8 protein-coding genes are annotated in these 16,735 nt (G+C 70.1%); 2 read left to right on the top strand and 6 right to left on the bottom strand.

Annotated elements, in window-relative coordinates; translation table 11 throughout:
* Positions 1–38 precede the first annotated feature (38 nt).
* Complete coding sequence (locus ACFY9I_RS39985; RefSeq protein WP_391011770.1) at positions 39–2,561, bottom strand: molybdopterin-dependent oxidoreductase; 2,523 nt, start codon at positions 2,559–2,561, stop codon at positions 39–41.
* Positions 2,562–2,669: 108 nt separating this feature from the next.
* Positions 2,670–3,386, bottom strand: a complete 717-nt coding sequence (locus ACFY9I_RS39980) for a hypothetical protein (RefSeq protein ID WP_391011767.1) — start codon at positions 3,384–3,386, stop codon at positions 2,670–2,672.
* Positions 3,387–4,150: 764 nt separating this feature from the next.
* On the opposite strand from ACFY9I_RS39980, the gene ACFY9I_RS39975 reads away from it, so the two are divergent.
* Positions 4,151–5,713 (top strand): DHA2 family efflux MFS transporter permease subunit, encoded by a 1,563-nt coding sequence (locus tag ACFY9I_RS39975; RefSeq protein WP_391011764.1) that lies wholly within the window; start codon positions 4,151–4,153, stop codon positions 5,711–5,713.
* A gap of 110 nt (positions 5,714–5,823) precedes the next feature.
* Positions 5,824–6,222 (top strand): metalloregulator ArsR/SmtB family transcription factor, encoded by a 399-nt coding sequence (locus ACFY9I_RS39970; protein ID WP_391011761.1) that lies wholly within the window; start codon positions 5,824–5,826, stop codon positions 6,220–6,222.
* A gap of 76 nt (positions 6,223–6,298) precedes the next feature.
* Here the strand turns inward: ACFY9I_RS39970 and aepY are convergent, their stop codons facing one another.
* The 4 genes from aepY to ACFY9I_RS39950 all read right to left on the bottom strand — a co-directional run bounded on the left by aepY (position 6,299) and on the right by ACFY9I_RS39950 (position 16,311).
* Entirely contained in the window at positions 6,299–7,402 is a 1,104-nt protein-coding gene (gene aepY / locus ACFY9I_RS39965) for a phosphonopyruvate decarboxylase (RefSeq protein ID WP_391011758.1), read from the bottom strand.
* The gene (locus ACFY9I_RS39960; protein WP_391011755.1) at positions 7,399–8,085 is read right to left on the bottom strand and encodes a VTT domain-containing protein; all 687 of its coding nucleotides are present in this window, start codon (positions 8,083–8,085) and stop codon (positions 7,399–7,401) included. Before ACFY9I_RS39960 ends, aepY begins: the two co-directional genes overlap by 4 nt.
* Positions 8,086–8,170: 85 nt before the next feature.
* Entirely contained in the window at positions 8,171–9,211 is a 1,041-nt protein-coding gene (locus ACFY9I_RS39955; RefSeq protein ID WP_391011753.1) for a 3-oxoacyl-[acyl-carrier-protein] synthase III C-terminal domain-containing protein, read from the bottom strand.
* Positions 9,212–9,237: 26 nt separating this feature from the next.
* Positions 9,238–16,311, bottom strand: a complete 7,074-nt coding sequence (locus ACFY9I_RS39950) for an SDR family NAD(P)-dependent oxidoreductase (RefSeq protein ID WP_391011750.1) — start codon at positions 16,309–16,311, stop codon at positions 9,238–9,240.
* Between the last annotated feature and the right edge of the window lie 424 nt (positions 16,312–16,735).

Genomic DNA, 16,735 nt, shown 5'->3' with positions numbered 1-16,735 from the left:
GTGTTAGGGGACGGGCGGTGCGGTATTCGCGGGCGGTGTCAGGCCTTGACGACCCGGCAGGCGAAGCATTTGAAGGCCTGCTGGCCGGAGAGGTTGTCGTAGTAGCGGTCGTCGGGAAGGGTGTTGGCCGCCTCGTAGCGGGGGTCACCGAAGAGGTCGCCGACCTTCTGCGCGGGACCGAAGGTGTTGGGCACGAACACGGTGTCCGCCCGGATGCCCTCCCACAGCAGCGCGGTCCCGGTCACCGACCCGCGGGGGCTTTCGACGCGGACGTCGTCTCCGTCGGCGATGCCGGCCTGGCGGGCGGTGTCGGGGTGGATCTGGATGAAGCGGATGCCGTTGAGCTGCTTGCCGGTGGGGGTCCAGTGGGTGACCTCGGCGAAGTGGACCACGCTGGGCCGGCCGGTCATGCCCATCAGCGGGAAGTCGCGGTGCACCGCGTCACTGCCGGGCACGCCCAGACGCACCGGGTGCGTGACGGCCTGGGGGTTGATGGGGTTGGTGACGAACTTGCTGCTGTAGGCCAGCGTGGGATGCGCCCCGGTGACTTCCGGGTGGGTGTAGAAGACGGGCAGCGCACTGTGCCCGGTCACCGACAGCTTCTTCTCCAGCTCGGCTGTGGTGATCTCCACCTTTCCGCTCGGCGTGAGGAAACGCTTGCCGCGATGGCCGGGATCCAGGGATTCGGCCGCCTCGTACCAGCTGGGATGGTCCAGGTAGAGCGTGCTCACCCCGGGGTGGTCGGTGCTCGGGCAGGGCCAGCGCAACGGTTCCTTGCGCTTCTTCATCCGCTCACGGGTCATGCCGCCGGCGCCGGGCGTGTGGGAGACGAAGTCCGCCCACAGCTGCTTGTAGTCCATCCACCGCTCGGGAAAGGCATCGCGCCAGTCGCCGGCCGTGCGGCGGGTGTCGAGGTCGGCCAGCGCGTGCGCGAGACCGATCCAGATCTCCCAGTCCGGCCGGGACTCGCCCACGCGCTCGACGACCTGCTCCTGCCAGCGGATCGCGCGGTCGTCGCGGCGCATGTACACGCCTTCCATCTCCAGCCCGCTGCACACGGGCAGGATGATGTCGGCGTAGTAGGCGGCCTCTTCCATGAACAGGCCGGTGTAGACGTAGAAGTCGAGTTCCTCGAAGGCCTTCTTCACCTTGGTGGTGTTGGCGGAGGACACCAGCGGGTTGCCCTGCGTGATCACCGCGCGCAGCCGGTAGGGATTGCCGGTGAGGATGGACTCGGCGAAGTAGTCGGGGCCGACCGGCAGCGCCTCGCGCCGCTTGGGCACCTGCGCCTTCAGCGGCGGCAGGTGCAGGTCGCCGGGCCAGGTGTTGTGCATGAAGTTGCAGCCGCCGCCCGGGCGGCCGATGTTGCCGGTGACCGCAGCCAGGAAGGTCGCCACCCGGTAGGTGTCGAAGGCGCCGAGCTGGTGCGAGATCCCGGCGTTGCAGAAGATCGCTGCCGGTCTGGCCTGCGCGTACTCCTCGGCCATGGCGGTGATGGTGGCCGCGGGCACGCCCGTGACCTTCGCCGCCCAGGCGGGGGTGTACCGGTGCTTGGCCAGATGGGCGCGCAGCTCGCTGAAGCCGACCACCCACCGCTTGACGAACGCCTTGTCGTGCAGGCCCTCGTCGACGATGTGATGAAGCATGGCCAGCAGCAGCGCGAGGTCGGTGTGCGGCTTGGGCGCCACCCACCGGTCGGCAGCCGCTCCCGTCGGCGTCAGCCGCGGGTCGACCACGGTGAGGGTGGCCTTCGTCTTCTTCCGCCCACGCAGCAGGTAATCGAAGGTGACCGGGTGCGTCTCGGCCTGGTTGGTGCCCAGGAACAGGTAGTGGCGCGCCGAGCCGAGGTCGTCCTTGCCGGTGGCGCCGTCGATGCCGTAGCCGTTGGTGAAGTTGCCCAGGCCGAACGTTGCCGCCAGAGCGTTGCCGCCGGCGTCGTTGCAGACCGGGCCGACGTCGGTGTTGTTGGGGCTGCCCAGCATCGCGAACAGCCGGGCCACCAACGAACCCGTACCGCGCGGCAGCCGCCCCGTGGTGCGGTTGGCGATGGTGTGGGCCTGCCCGGCATCCCGCAGCGCCAGCAGCTTCCCGGCAATCGTGCGCAGCGCCTCCTGCCAGCTGACCGCCTCGAACTTCGAGCGCGGCGAGCCCTTCGCGCCGGAGACGCGGCGCAGCGGTGTCGTCAGGCGATCGGCGTTGTACACGAGCTGAGGCATCAGCTCCGCCTTGACGCACACCTGCCCCTGCTGCACCGGGTCGTCGTCCTCGCCCCGCACGGCCAGGACGCGACCCGCTTTGAGATCGACGTTCAGACGGCAGTTGCTGTTGCAGAACTGGCAGGCCGTGGCAACGGTCTTGTCCGGAGTCAGAGCAGCGGACTGGTTGGTGAACGCCACCACCGCAGCGCCACCGGGGGACAACTCTGAGCCTGGCGCGGCGGATGCCTGCGCGGCGTGCGCCGGGATGAGGGGGAGCAGGGCGGGCGCTCCGAGGCCGGTGCCGCCGATGACGCTGCCGCGGACGAATCCGCGCCGGGACAGGCCGTGCTGGTCGGACTTCATAAGGAGGTGAGGTTCCTTCCGCCTGTTGTGGGGACGAGGCGGGCATGGCGGTGCCCGGACCGTGCGCGCAACAGCGCACGGCCTTGGAGACTCCAGCGGTGGTGTAGGTCAGAGAGAGGGCGCCGCCACAAAGCCCGCCTTGGCGCGCACGGCGGCCAGGAACGCCTTGAGGATCTCGTGTTCGGAGCCGGGTGCGGAGGACAGTTCGGGCTGGAAGAGACTGCCCATGAAGAACGGGTGCCCGGTGATCTCCAGGGCACGCGGCGCACCGTCAATGTCCCAGGCGCTGATCTGCAGTGATCCCTGGCTGGCGGCGTCCATGAAGGTGTCGGTCAGCCCGTAGTCGCAGTGGAAGATCTCCTCTACCTCGGTGGTGCGGTAGATGGAGGCCAGCAGGGTGCCCTCCTTGACCTTCAGCGGCGCCTTCTCCCCGCGGAAGGAGCACTTCAGCGGTGTGACGAGCGGCATCAGCAGCTCCGGGTCCTCATCGACGCCCTCGGCCTCGGGCAGGTGCAGCACGTTCTGCGCGTGCTCGATCAGGGCGCTGAAGAAGCCGCCGCAGGTGCCCAGGAACGGCAGGCCGTTCTCCCGGGCGTGGCGCACGGCGACGTGCACGCCCTTCTGGTTGAAGTAGGGCGCGCCGGGCACGACCCATATCCCGTCGAAGCCCTGCAGGAGCGAGGGGTCGTGGATGTCGGTGGTCGGGATCCACTGGGTGGTCAGGTCCCACTGCTCACGCATCGCGTCGATCTTGGGGTGAGACGGCTCGTCGTGATTGCCGCGGTCGCCCACCAGGGCAAGTCGGGGCTGAGCAGAGACTGACATCGTTTTCCCTTTCAACATTTCAGGAAGGGTCCGGAACAGCCGTCGCCGGTGACGGTTCCAGCCTCGTAAGCGCAGCAGTCCGTGTGCCGAGCACGGCCTGCTCCGCAGGATGTGGTGTGGGTGAGGTGATGTCAGGACCGTGCGCCACGCACGGATCCGTGAGCAAAAAAGGGGGGTACCGAGGCGTGTTACCGCCGCGTCGGCGGTCGTGTGACTGAGAGCGTCAGCCTGCCGAATGTACGCATGTGTCCCCCTGGCACCCCGTGAGTGGGACCCTCTGCGCAGGCCCCCGTGCTGCTTCTCGCTCAATTTATCGATGACGGTCAAAGTATTCGAGAGTCTCCTGCTCGGCCGGGACTGATTCGCGCCAACTCCTCCCCCTCTGCCGGAATCTGGCCTTCCGTGGTGCCGGGCGGCTGTTGATCAGGATCTTCGGCGTAGGCGCCGTCTTGTCGCCGAGGGAGGCGCCGTGCGATGGCCCGGACGGCCCTGGCGTCGAGCAGCGGCGCGGCCTTGCCATGTACGCGCACGTCAGGGCGGGAACCCGCGGCCGCGGGCGGCCAGTTGTGAAGGCGATGCGCAGATGGCCGGATGCGGCATACAAAACCGGCCGTTATCAACAGCGATGACTGTTGATAACAGTCCTTGCTGCTTAATTAGGGGTGGCCGGCGGCTGGCCCAGCCTCTTCGATTCCCCCGCAGGCGCGGCCAGCCCCGGCTGCCCCACGTGGGCGCCACCCTGTCGCGCTTGAGGAGAACGCACGTTGAACCGCTCAGTCGGCCATCCCCGCAGATGGCAAATCCTGAACATCCTGTGCCTGAGCCTGGTCTTGATCGGTCTGGACACCCTGATCCTCAACCTGGCCCTGCCCAGCATCCAAAAGGACCTGGACGCTACCAGCAGCCAGCTGCAGTGGACCGTCGACTCCTACGCCCTGGCCTTCGGCGGACTGCTGCTCATGGCCGGCGGCCTGTCCGATCGCTTCGGCCGCAAGCGCCTGCTGTCCATCGGCCTGGCCGCCTTCGCGCTGACCAGTCTCGGCGCGGCTTTCGCCTCCAGCGCCGAAATGCTCATCACCTTCCGCACTCTGATGGGCATTGCCGCCGCCCTGATGATGCCCGCCACCCTCGCCATCATCAAGGACGTCTTCCCGCCCGAGGAGCAGGGCAAGGCGATCGGCATCTGGTCCGGCGCCGCCGCCGTGGGCGTGCCGCTGGGCCCCCTCGTCAGCGGACTGCTGCTGGAACACTTCTGGTGGGGCTCGATGTTCCTCATCAACGTGCCACTTGCCGCCATCGCCCTGATCGGCGGCGCCAAGCTGATTCCCGAGTCCAAGGCAGAAGGCCACCCCGGCCTGGACCTCGTCGGAGCCCTGCTGTCGGTCGCCGGTCTGGTCGCCATCGTCTACGGCCTGGTGGAGGCCCCGCACAACGGATGGGGCGACATCGTCACCCTCGGCTCCCTCTTCGTGGGCGTCGTCCTCATGGTCGCTTTCGTGCTGTGGGAGCGGCGTACCGCCCACCCGATGCTCGACGTCGGCCTGTTCCTCAACGCCCGCTACGGCGGCGGCGCCCTGGCGATCGCCTGCACCTCCTTCGGCCTCTACAGCGGCCTGTACCTGCTCACCCAGTACCTGCAGTCCGTGCTCGAACTCGACCCGCTGGGCGCAGGACTGCGCATGCTCGCCATCGGCACCATGATGATCGGCGCACCGCTGTCGGCGAAGCTGGTCGAGCGCACTGGACTGAAGGCCACGGTCGTCCTCGGCCTGCTGCTGTGCGCGGCCGGGCTGGGCGTGCTGGCCGGGCTTCAGGTCGACGACGAGGCCCAGGCCCTCATCGGGCTGGCCGTCTTCGGCCTCGGCATGGGCATCGCCCTGCCGGCCGCTGTGGACGCCATCCTGGTCGTCTCCGCCGCACGCCAGGCCGGCGCCGGCTCCGCGGTGGCGGACGTGGGCATGCAGGTCGGCGGCGCGCTGGGCATCGCCATCAGCGGCAGCGTTATCACCACCGTCTACCGCGACGACCTGCCGCAGGCCGCAACCCTGCCTGGCGAAGCGGGAGACGCGGTACGCGAGTCCCTGGCCGGCGCCTCCGCGGTCGCCCAGCAGTTGGGCGGCAGCGCAGGCCAGCGGGTCCTGGACGCCGCCCAGCACTCCTTCGTCGGCGGCTTCGCCACCACGCTGCTGATCGCTGTCGGTGTCGCGGTGGCCGGTGCGGTCGCCGCCGTGGTCGCCATGCCCCGCGCCCGTGTGGCCCAGGACGACGGCACCGCGCAGGCCGAAGTCGCCCCCGGCACCAGCGCCGACGCCCCCGCAGCCTCCTGATCCCGGGGGATTGGACAGTGCGTAGGATCAAGCCTGCATCCCGGCCCGGCGCGCATGCCGCGGACCGGCCGGGTCCGGAAGACCGGCCCAGGGGCGAAAGGGAGGTGGCGATGGCCCGGCCATCGAAGCTGAGGGTCGCGGTCAGCGATCCGGCTCAGTGGCTCAGCGAACGCGAGCGCGCCCAGATGCTGGCGCCCAAACTGCGGGCGCTGGCCGATGAGACCCGGCTGATGCTGATCCTGCTGATCGCACAGCGTCCCCGCACCGTCAAGGAACTGCAAGAGGCCACCGGCTTGAGCCAGACGCTGGTCAGCCACCACTTGGCCCCGTTGCGCGAGCAGCACCTCGTCGAGGCGATTCCCAAGGGCCGCAGCAACCAGTACGTCATGTGCTGCCAGACCCTGGCCGAGCCGCTGCGCATGTTCGCCAGTCTGGCGGCCATGGACCCCGAGACGGTAGCGGCCTGCCTGCATCCCGAAGCTGACCAGCCCGCCGCACAAGGCGCCTGACCGGACAGACCCGCACGGACCGAAAGGGCCGGTGTTCCTCCGCACTGGGAGGAGCACCGGCCCTTTCGCCGCCCTCCTACTGCTGCAGGCTCTGCTGGAAGCGGTCGCGGATGTCCAGCGTGGTCAGAGCGTTGGTCGCACGCGGCGGTATCGAGCCCGTCCGCGGCAGCGTCTTGACGCTGATCAAGTGCGGGCCGGAGGCGACCTGGGCACGCAGCATCGCACCGCGCAGGCTGTCCTCGCTGTCACAGGCGATGGCGCCGGCGTAGCCGGCCGCCAATGCCATCTCGGGGAATGAGGTGGTCGCCGACGTGGTCGCCTGCCCGCCCGTCGATTCGTGCACCCGGTTGTCGAGCACCACGTGGATCAGGTTCGCGGGCGACTCGTGCCCGATCATCGACAGTGCGCCCAGATGCATCAGCAGGGCCCCGTCCCCGTCCAACACCACCACGGTGCGCTCAGGGTGGGTCAGTGCCACGCCCAGGCCGATCGACGAGGCGTGGCCCATGGAACCCTGCATGTAGAAGTTGCCGGGCGCGTCGGCGACCGCGAACGTGTCCCGTCCGGTGAAGCCGGTGGTGGCGATGACGGCCGCCTGCGGCGCTGCCGCGGTCACTACACCGATGGCCTGAGCGGCGGCAAGACCTTGCGTATGCGGGTCGTTGGCGGCCTCTGCCTTGCCGATGGCGCCCCGTTCGACCAGCACGAACGGCGCCCGCTGCGCCGCCAGGTCCTTGTCCGCCTGGTCGAGCACCGACCGGAACTCCTCCACCCCGTGCTGGGCGTACAGCGTGTAGTGCGGCGTGTCGACGCTGTCCAGCAGGGCGGGGGTGGCCGGCCCCATCACAGCGTGCTGAGGCTCGTCGGTGGCCGGGTCGGGCCAGCCCCGCAGACTGGTGAAGGTCAGAATCGGCAACTGATAGGTCATCACCAGCGAGGTGAGCGGGTTGATCAGGTTGCCCAGGCCGGAGTTCTGCAGCATCACGTACGCGCGCCGCCCGCCCAGTGCGGCGCCGGCCGCGACGGCCAGCGCGCTGCCCTCGTTGGGAGCGGGCACATAGCGGCCGGGCTGGGTGCTCAGGTGGGCGATCGGCCCGCCGAAGTGGGAGCACGGCACGCCGCTGGCGAGAGTGAAACCGCGCTCGGCGAGAAGGTCACAGAATTCTTGAGCGGAGATCATGGACGGGGCAGCTCCGTTTCAGCGGTGGTGGACGGCGCGGTGGACGCCTCCCGGGCCGCGGCCCGGGAGCGGCGACGCATCTTGACGCCTTCGACGATGATGGGGATGCCGGAGACGAGCACGATGCCGATGACGATGGCCTCGATGTTGTCGCGGACGAAGGCGATCTGGCCGAGGTAGTAGCCGACCAGGGTGAGGCTCACCGACCACAGGACCGCACCGAGCACGTTGAACAGGAAGAACACGCGGTAGGTCATGCGGCCCACACCGGCGGTGATGGGGATGAAGGTGCGGAAGACGGGGATGAAGCGGGCCATCACCAGTGCTTTGGGACCGTGCTTGAGCATGAACTCCTGGGCGCGTTCGGCGTTCTCCTGCTTGAAGAAGCGGGAGTTGGGCCGCTTGAACAAGGCGGGGCCGATCTTGCGGCCGAAGGCGTAGCCGAACTGGTCGCCCAGGACCGCGGCGACGACGATGGCGAGCATGACCAGCCACAGGGGCTGGTGCAGGATCTGGTCGTTGGCCACCAGCAGGCCTGCGGTGAACAGCAGCGAATCGCCGGGCAGGAAGAAGCAGACGATCAGCCCGGATTCGGCGAAGACGGTGGCCATGATGCCGATCAGCCCGAAGGTGGATATCAGTGCTTCGGCATCGAGTAAGGGTGAGGAGGCGAGGTTCATCATCGCGGTGTGCCCCAGGGTTCAGGTGAATTGAGCGGACGGCAGGACGCGCGCCGGCCTCGCAGTGGGGCCGGCGCGCCGTACAGCGCTATCGGGCGGCCCACACGGGACGCTCGTCGATACGGACCACGGCGCACGTGATGGACACCCCGCCGCCATGAGCCACGATCAGGACGTGGTCGCCGGGACCGACCTGGCCGGTCTCCACCAGGTGGGTCAGGCCCACGATCTGGTCGTTGACCGTCATGTGGCCCAGATTGCGACCGAAGTCGAGCAGGCCCTGCTCGGGGGTGAGCCCCATCGGGTCGAGGATGACCTTCAAGTAGCTCTCCTGGCCCGTGAAGACGTGGCAGACACGGGCGACGTCGCCGGGCTCGAGACCGGCCTCGGCCAGCGTGCGCAGCGCAATCTCGGTGCGCAGCTCGCCCTGGCGGCGCACCACCTCGGCGACGGTCTCCTCCAGCCCTCCGGCGGCGGCCAGGCGCTCCTTGAAGTCCATGCTGCGCCCGACCGTCAGCGACGGCGGGAAGAGCGGCTCGCTCCCGCGGTACTGCTCCTCCACCTCGGCGGTCGAGCCGGTGTTGATGGACAGCAGGCTCGCAAATCCCTCCGACTTCGACAGCAGGATGGCGCTGCCTCCATCACCGAGGACACCGTTCTGGATGCCGAAGGCCCACCGGTTGAAACTCGGGGTGCCGACGTTGTCGGCACCGGTGAGCAGGGCCGCCCCGCGTTCGGGTACCGCCTTGAGGTAGCAGGCGGCCAGCTCCAGCGAGCCGATCAGACCGCTGCATGCCTGCCAGACGCGGAAGGAGGGCACGTCGCGGTCGGTGAGATGCCGCAAGATGTAGTGCTGCGGCGACCACCCTTCAGGCCCCTGCTCGTGACCGCAGGCGTGGATGTGCAAGTCGATGTCGTGCGGGTGCAGCCCGGAGCGTTCCATGGCTTGCCGGGCAGCAGCGATCGCCATGTCCGGAGCAGGCATGTCGTCGGCGACAGCGGCGCCGGTCCAGCCGTAGAACTCGTAGTCCTCAGCGTCGTACAGGCCCAGAGCGACGGCCTTTTGGGCGTCGACGATCTCAGGGATGTACGTGCCCAGTCCGGCGATGCGAATGTCGGTGGTCTTCATGAAGTCGGTCCTCGTCACTCGCTCGGTCAGGCCGAGGCGTCAGCGGAGTTCAGTTCGGCGGCCAGGGCTTGGGCGACGGTGGTGATGGTGCCGTCCTTGAGGAGTTGCACCATGGGCAGCTTGACCTGGTAGCGGCGTTCGACGCGGTTGCGCAGTTCGACGGCCATGAGGGAGTCCATGCCGAGCCGGTTCAGCGGCCGGTTGACGTTGACGCGCTCGGCGCGCAGCCCCATCACCACCGCGGCCTCCTGCTTGAGGAAGTCCAACAGCTCGCCACTGGGCACCGCCTGCGTAGCCGCCTGCGTAGACGGGGTCTGGGCTCCACCAGTCTCCGGCACCGGGGGTGCCTCGGCTGGGGCAGCCGCTTCGGCGAGGGGTGCGAGCGGTGCGGCAGAACCCCCGTCGGGTTCGTCGGCGGCCGCCGGTGCGGCAGCATCGTCGGCCACGCGGTCAGCGGGGGCTTGTGCAGGGCTGAGCTCGGCGGCCAGGGCTTGGGCGACGGTGGTGATGGTGCCGTCCTTGAGGAGTTGCACCATGGGCAGCTTGACCTGGTAGCGGCGTTCGACGCGGTTGCGCAGTTCGACGGCCATGAGGGAGTCCATGCCGAGCCGGTTCAGCGGCCGGTTGACGTTGACGCGCTCGGCGCGCAGCCCCATCACCACCGCGGCCTCCTGCTTGAGGAAGTCCAACAGCTCGCCACTGGGCACCGCCTGCGCGGACGCGGCAGCCTGCGGGGCAGGCCGGGCAGTGGCCGCAGGCGCGGAAGCTGTCTGTGGAGCAGCCGGTGCGGGCGCGGCCGAACGCGGCCCGGTGGGCGCCGGAGCCTGTGACGGCGCGACCGCCTCGCCACCCTGCTGCCCGTGCTCGGGAGCGGCCGACGGCAGGGGCTGCTTGACGCCGGTCAGGTGCTGCAGCAGCGGCGCGTCCGCGGCGCTCGGATACGCGCGGGCCCAGGCGGGCCAGTCGGCCGGCAGTACCGCGGTGTGCACACGACCCTCGGCCAGGATCCGGCCCAGCATTTCGAGGCCGTCGGCCGGGCTGAAGGAGGCCATTCCCTGCGGCAGCAGGGTGCGCTCTTCCTGCTGCTCCTTGCGGGCCACCATGCCGACGCTGTCCCAGAAGCCCCAGTTGACGACGGTGGCCGGCAGCCCCTGGGCGTGCCGGTGGTGAGCCAGGGCGTCGAGGAAGGCGTTGCCGGCCGCGTACCCGCCCAGCATGGGCGAGCTGAGCAGGGCGGAGCCGGAGGAGAACAGCACGAATGCCTCCACCGACTCCCCGTGCAGCAATCGGTGCAGGTTCCACGCCCCGGAGACCTTGGCCGCCAGCACCCGGTCCATCTCGGGCGCGCTCATGTCGCTCAGGGGCGTGTAGTCGATGACACCGGCGGCGTGGAAGACACCGCGCACGGGCGGAAGTCCGGTGCGGCGCCGGGAGGCGAGCAGCACCTGCATGGCCTGGGTGTCGGCGACGTCGACGGCCTCGTACGTCACGTGCACGCCGCGCTCGCGCAGCTGCCTGAGCACGGCGAGAGCACCAGCCTGCGGATGGTCGTGGGCCATCGGCGCGTCAGGGTCGGGCAGCAGGCTGCGACCGGTCATCAGCAGATGGCGGGCGCCCTGGTCGGCCAGCCACCGGGCCAGCTGGCCGCCGATGCCGCCCGCTCCGCCGGTGATCAGGTAGGTGCCGTCGGCGTGGACGGTCACAGCCCGTCCGCGCGGATCTGCGGCAGCAACGGGCTGCGAGCCGAACGACAGCACGATCTTGCCGGTGTGGCGGGACTGGGCCATCAGGCGGAAGGCGTCCGCGGCCTTCTCAGCCGGGTAGACCGTGTGCGGCAGTGCCTCCAGGGTGCCTTGGCCGACCAGGGCGGCGGCGGCCCGCAGCACGCGGCCGGCCCGCTGGGGGGCGTGCTGGATCATGTGTACGACGTCGACGGCGTGGAAGGAGAGGTTGCGGGTGAAGGCCCCCAGCGGCAGCGGATTGTTGTCGAGGATGTCCTTCTTGCTCAGCTCCAGGTAGTGCCCGTAGGGGGCCATCAGCGACAGGTTCGCTTCGATGGCGTCGCCGGCCAGGGTGTTGTAGATGGCGTCGAATCCCTCGTCGCCGAGAGTCTTTTTGAAGGTGCCGGCGAAGGTGAGGCTGCGGGAGTCGGCCACCTGTTCCACGCCGAGCTCGGTGAGCAGTTCACGCTTGGCTTCGCTGCCGGCAGTGGCGAAGATCCGGGCGCCCTTCCAGCGGGCGATGCTCAGCGCGGCCCGTCCGGTGCCGCCGGTGGCGGTGTGGATGAGGACCTTCTGGCCGCGCTCCAGTCGGGCCAGGTCGTGCAGCGCGTGGTAGGCGGTGAGGTAGGCGGCGGGCAGGGTTGCGGCCTCGGCCCCGGTCAGCTGGGCCGGCTTGGGCGCGGTCAGGCAGGCGCGGGTGACGACCTCGGAAGCCAGGGCGCCTTCGGCGAAGGCGATGACCTCCTCGCCCACCGTGACATCGGTGACGGCATGGCCGGTCTCGGTGACGGTGCCGGTACATTCCCAGCCCATGACCGGTGGCCGGTTGTCCTGACCGGGATACGCGCCAAGGCTCAGCAATACGTCGCGGTAGTTGACGCCGGCGTGGCTGACCTGGATACGGACTTCGTCCGCGGCGAGAGCACGCGAAGGTATCTCGGTGAGTTGCAGGTCGTCGATGACGCCCGGTGCCGGCAGCGACAGAGCCCGCGGCGCGTCAGCGGCGGCCGCCGCGGGCCGCAGCCGGGCTGCCAGCCGCCGTCCGTCGCGCAGCGCGATCTGGTCCTCCTGATCAGCCTGCTGCAGCAGTTCGGCCAGGGCGGCGACACTGGCCGTGGACCGGTCGAGGTCGGCCAGGCGCGGGGTCAGTGCGGGGTTCTCTGCGGCCAGGGTGCGGCCCAGCCCCCACAGCATGGCCTGGAAGGGGTGGCGTATCTGCTCGCCCGAGCCGGTGGCCTGGGCGAGCTGGGTGACCAGCCACAGCGCAGGCTGTCCGATCAGGCGCTGCTCCAGGGCCCTGGCCAGGTGCAGGACGCTGTGGGCGGACAGCAGTTGGGCGCGGCGGATCTCTGTGGGTGTGGCGTCCAGGCCTGCCTGGGCGTCCAGGGCCCACAGGTGGATGATGCCGCGGCAGGTGCCGATGCGGGCGACGTCGCCCAGGACTTCGAGGTAGTGCTCTTCCTTCGACGGGTCGATGCGGTAGCGGTCGCCTCCTCCGGCCAAGCGGCCGGCGCCGGCGGTCACGGCGACCACTCGCTGGCCTTGGCCGGTCAGTTCCCGCACCAGTGCGCGTCCGGTGGAGCCGCTGTCGGTCAGCACCAGCCAGAAGCCGTCCCGTTCGGTTGCGGCCGCGGGGAGGTCGGGCAGGGGGGCCTCGTCCCAGGTGAGGGAGTGCAGCCAGGTGTCGCGGTCCCCGACCACGGGGGCGGCGGGGGTGCGGGAAGCCTTGGTTGGCGTCACGAGGTCCTCGGTGGGGGTGGTGAGCAGTGCGGGTGCGTGGCCGGCCAGGTACTGCAGGCGCAGCCCGCGCATCTGCGCGATCAGACGGCCGTCCTCGGCACGGATGTCGATGTCGGCGACGAAGGAGTCCTCGCGCGGGGAGGGCAGCAGCGTGGCGTGGCTGAACAAGGAGGCGGGCGGCTGCTGGTAGAAGCGGACCTCGTCGATGCCGCCCAGGACGAAGACACCTTCCTCGCCGGGGACGGTCAGCGGCCGGGCGGCGGCCATGGCGTGGCCGCTGGCGTCCAGGAGCGCCGGGTGGAAGTGGTGGTGGGCGAGGCCGTCGACGAGCGCGGAGGGGCAGGCCAGCCGGGCGAGGACTTCGCCGTCGGTGCGCCACAGTTCGGTGATGCCCTGGAAGGTGCCGTTCCACTGGTTGCCGCGTGCGGCGTTCCACGGGTAGAAGTCGCCCCCGTCTTGGTGCTGGGGCAGGCGGGCGCGGATGGCGTGGAGAGGCTCGGACGGCTCGGGGGCATCCTGCGGCAGGGCGTGGGCGGTGGCTTCGGTGTGCAGGATCCACTCTCCGCTGTCGGAGTCCTGGCTGTGGATGCGGCAGTGCAGTGAGGTGTCCGGGCGGGGGGTGACGGTGACCTTGACCTCGGGTGCGGGGCCATCCGCGTCCAGGAACAGGGCGCGGTGATAGTGGACGTCGGACACCGACAGGGCGCCGGATTCCGTGACGGTGCGGGCGGCTGCAGCGATGAGTTCCAGGTGGGCGGTGCCCGGCAGGATGATCGTGTCCTGGATGCAGTGATCGCTCAGGTAGGCGTTGGCGCTCAGCTCCAGCGGTCCCTGCCAGATGCGGGTGGCGCCGTCGGCGGGCAGCAGCCGGCCCAGCAGCGGATGCGGGGACTGCTCCGTTCCGCGCTTGACGGCCGGTGGTGCCGGGGCGGCGGGGGCCGTCGGGCCGGTGGTGCGGCTGATCCAGTGGCGGGTGCGCTGCCACGGGTAGGACGGCAGCGGCACGTAGTGGCCGCCGCCGGTCAGCGGGGCGAAGTCCAGGTGCGCGCCGGCGGTGTGCAGGGCGGCGGCGAAGGTGAGCAGGCTGGTGCGTTCGTCGGTGTGGCGGCGCAGGCTGCCGACGGCGGTGGTGTCCGCGCCGGTGTGCAGGCGGCTGGTCTCCTTGATGCCGGCCACGAGCAGCGGATGGGGGCTGATTTCGATGAACACTGTCTCGCCGAGTTCGAGCTGGCCGCGTACGGCGCCGGCGAAGTCGACGGGCTGGCGGATGTTGCGCACCCAGTAGTCGGCGTCCATGCCGGAGCCGTCGATCACCTCGTTGAGCAGGGTGGAGTGCAGCGGGATGTGGCCCGCATGCGGGGTCAGGTGCGCGAGTTCGTCGAGCAGGTCATCGCGCAGGGCGTCCATCTGCGGGCAGTGCGAGGCGAAGTCGACGTTGACGCGCCGGTTGTCGATGCCGCGGGCATCGAGGGCGGCCAGCACCTGGGTCAGGGCGTCGACGTCCCCGGACAGCAGGGTGGAGGTGGGGCTGTTGACGGCGGCCACCGCGACCTTGTCCTCGAATCCGGCCAGTGCGGCTGCTGCCTGGTCGGCGGGCAGAGCCACCCAGGCCATGGTGCCGAGGCCGGAGAGGCGTTTGGCGAGTCGGCTGCGGCGGCAGATGACGGCGGCCGCGTCCTGCAGGGAGAGCGCGCCGGCGATGTAGGCGGCGGCGGATTCGCCCATGCTGTGGCCGATGACGACGTCCGGCTTGATGCCCCAGGACTGCCACAGTTCGGCCAGGGCTATCTCCATGGCCCACAGGGTGGGCTGGATGACGTCGAGCTGCTTGAGCCGCTCCTCGTCCGCGGAGCGCAGCAGGTCGATGACCGACCAGCCGGTCTCCGTCTTGATGGCCTCGTCGCAGGCTTCCATGGTGCGGCGGAAGACCGGCTCACTGTCCAGGAGTTGACGGCCCATGCCCGGCCACTGCGAGCCCTGGCCGGGGAAGACGAAGGCGATCCGGGGCGCCGCTTCGGGGTCGGTGTAGTCGCTGACGGACAGGCCGGGCTCGCTCTCGCCGTCGGCGAAGCCCCGCAGAGCGGCGGCCGCTTCGGCGTGGCTGTCGGCGGCGAGCGCCAGGCGGGCATCGTGGAGGGTGCGGCGCATGGCGGCGGAGTGGCAGATGTCGCGCCAGGCGTGCTGGGCGCCGGGACCCTCGAGGTGATCGGCCATGGTGCGGGCGGCGTCGGCCAGGGCTTCGGGGCTGAGAGCGGACAGGACCAGCAGTTCACTCCGTGCGGGCGGCGTCTGGGCGTCCGTGTCGCGGGCGCCCGGTTGGGGAGCGGCTTCGAGGACGAGGTGGGCGTTGGTGCCGGAGAAGCCGAAGCTGGAGACTCCGGCGACGGCGGGCCGGTCCCGGTCGGGCAGCGGCGTGGCCTGGGTGGGGACGCTCAGCGGCAGGTTGTCCCAGTCGACGGCCGGGTTGGGGTTCTTCAGGTGCAGGTTGGGCGGGACCGTCTTGTTCTCCAGACACAGCACGGCCTTGATCAGCCCGGCGATTCCGGCGGCCGCCTCGGCGTGGCCGATGTTGGTCTTCACGGAGCCGACCAGGCAGCGCTGGTCTGCGGGGCGGGGGCCGACGATGTGAGCCAGGGCCTCGAGTTCGACCGGGTCGCCGACGCTGGTGCCGGTGCCGTGGGCCTCGATGTAGTCGACGTCGGCCGGGCCGATGCCGGCGTTGGCGTAGGCGCGGCGCAGCACGTCGCGCTGGCCCTCGACGGCCGGGGTGACGAGATAGCCGCTGCTTTGGCCGTCGTTGCCGACGGCGGAGCCGCGGATGACGGCGCGGATGCGGTCGCAGTCGGCGAGAGCGGCCGAGAGCGGCTTGAGGATGACCGCGCCGATGCCGTCGCTGCGGACGAAGCCGTCGCCGGAAGCGTCGGCGAACTTGCAGCGGCCGTCGGAGGCGAGCATGCCGGCGCCGGAGTAGACGACGCCTTCCTCCGGCAGCAGCACGAGGTTGACGCCGCCGGCGATCGCCAGCGGGCACTCGCCGAGCCGGATCGCCTGGACGGCGTTGTGGACGGCGACGAGCGCGGAGGAGCAGGCGGTGTCGACGGTGAAGCTGGGGCCGCGCAGGTCGAAGGCGTACGACAGACGGCCGGAGGTGATGGCGCGGGAGGCCGCGCCCGTCATGGCGTAGAGGTCCAGCTGGTCGCGGTCGCTGTACTGCAGGTGCCAGTAGTCGCCGCCCAACTGGCCGATGAACACGCCCGCGTCGGTGCCGGCGATCTGGGGCAGGGGCTGGCCTGCGTCTTCCAGCGCTTCGTAGGCGACTTCCAGCAGCAGCCGCTGCTGGGGGTCCATGCGGTCGGCTTCCCTCGGGGAGATGCCGAAGAACTCCGCGTCGAATGCGTCGATGTCGCGCAGCAGTCCGCCCCACCGGCTCACGGTGCGGCCGGGTGTGCGGGGGGCCGGGTCGTAGACGGCGTCTACGTCGTAGCGCTCGGGCGGGATGTCGGTGATGGCGTCACGGCCCTGCAGCAGCATGTCCCACAGCTGCTCAAGACTGGTGGCGTCGGCGAACCGTCCGGCCATGCCGATGATGGCGATCGGCTCGCTGGCGGCGTCAGCCGCGCGGGTGGGGTCGTGAGGCATGGATGTCCTTCCGGGCATGGCGAAGCCGTTCACTGGTGAAGCAGCACGGAAGGAACCGCGGTCTGTACGCGGCAGGCCGGCGCAAACGGCCGGCCCGGTGGCGGGCGCACATGCCGAGGCGCAAGGGGGGTGGAGTGGGGAAAAGCCGGTCCCGTTCGTTGAGCGGTGGAAGGCGTGGCGAGCGCTTCACACCGTTCACGGTCCGGACGCGGCCGTCGGCACGGCCGCCGTTCCCCGAATGTCGTTACGACACTGGGCGGTTGCCCAGGGCCGCACACCCCCACTGTTTCGACATGTATCGAGATTGACTCGTCAGAGGTGCCACACGCAACGCGGCGCGATGTGACGCTCGTCACATTGCGCGAGGCTTCGACCTGAGGTTGACATTCATCGAATCAACGGCAAGGCTGGAATCTTGATTCGT

This window comes from Streptomyces sp. NPDC012510 (genome assembly GCF_042955065.1).
GTDB lineage: Bacteria > Actinomycetota > Actinomycetes > Streptomycetales > Streptomycetaceae > Streptomyces.
Note: the sequence above shows the minus strand (reverse complement) of the source record. Positions and strands in the feature narration are given on the sequence as shown.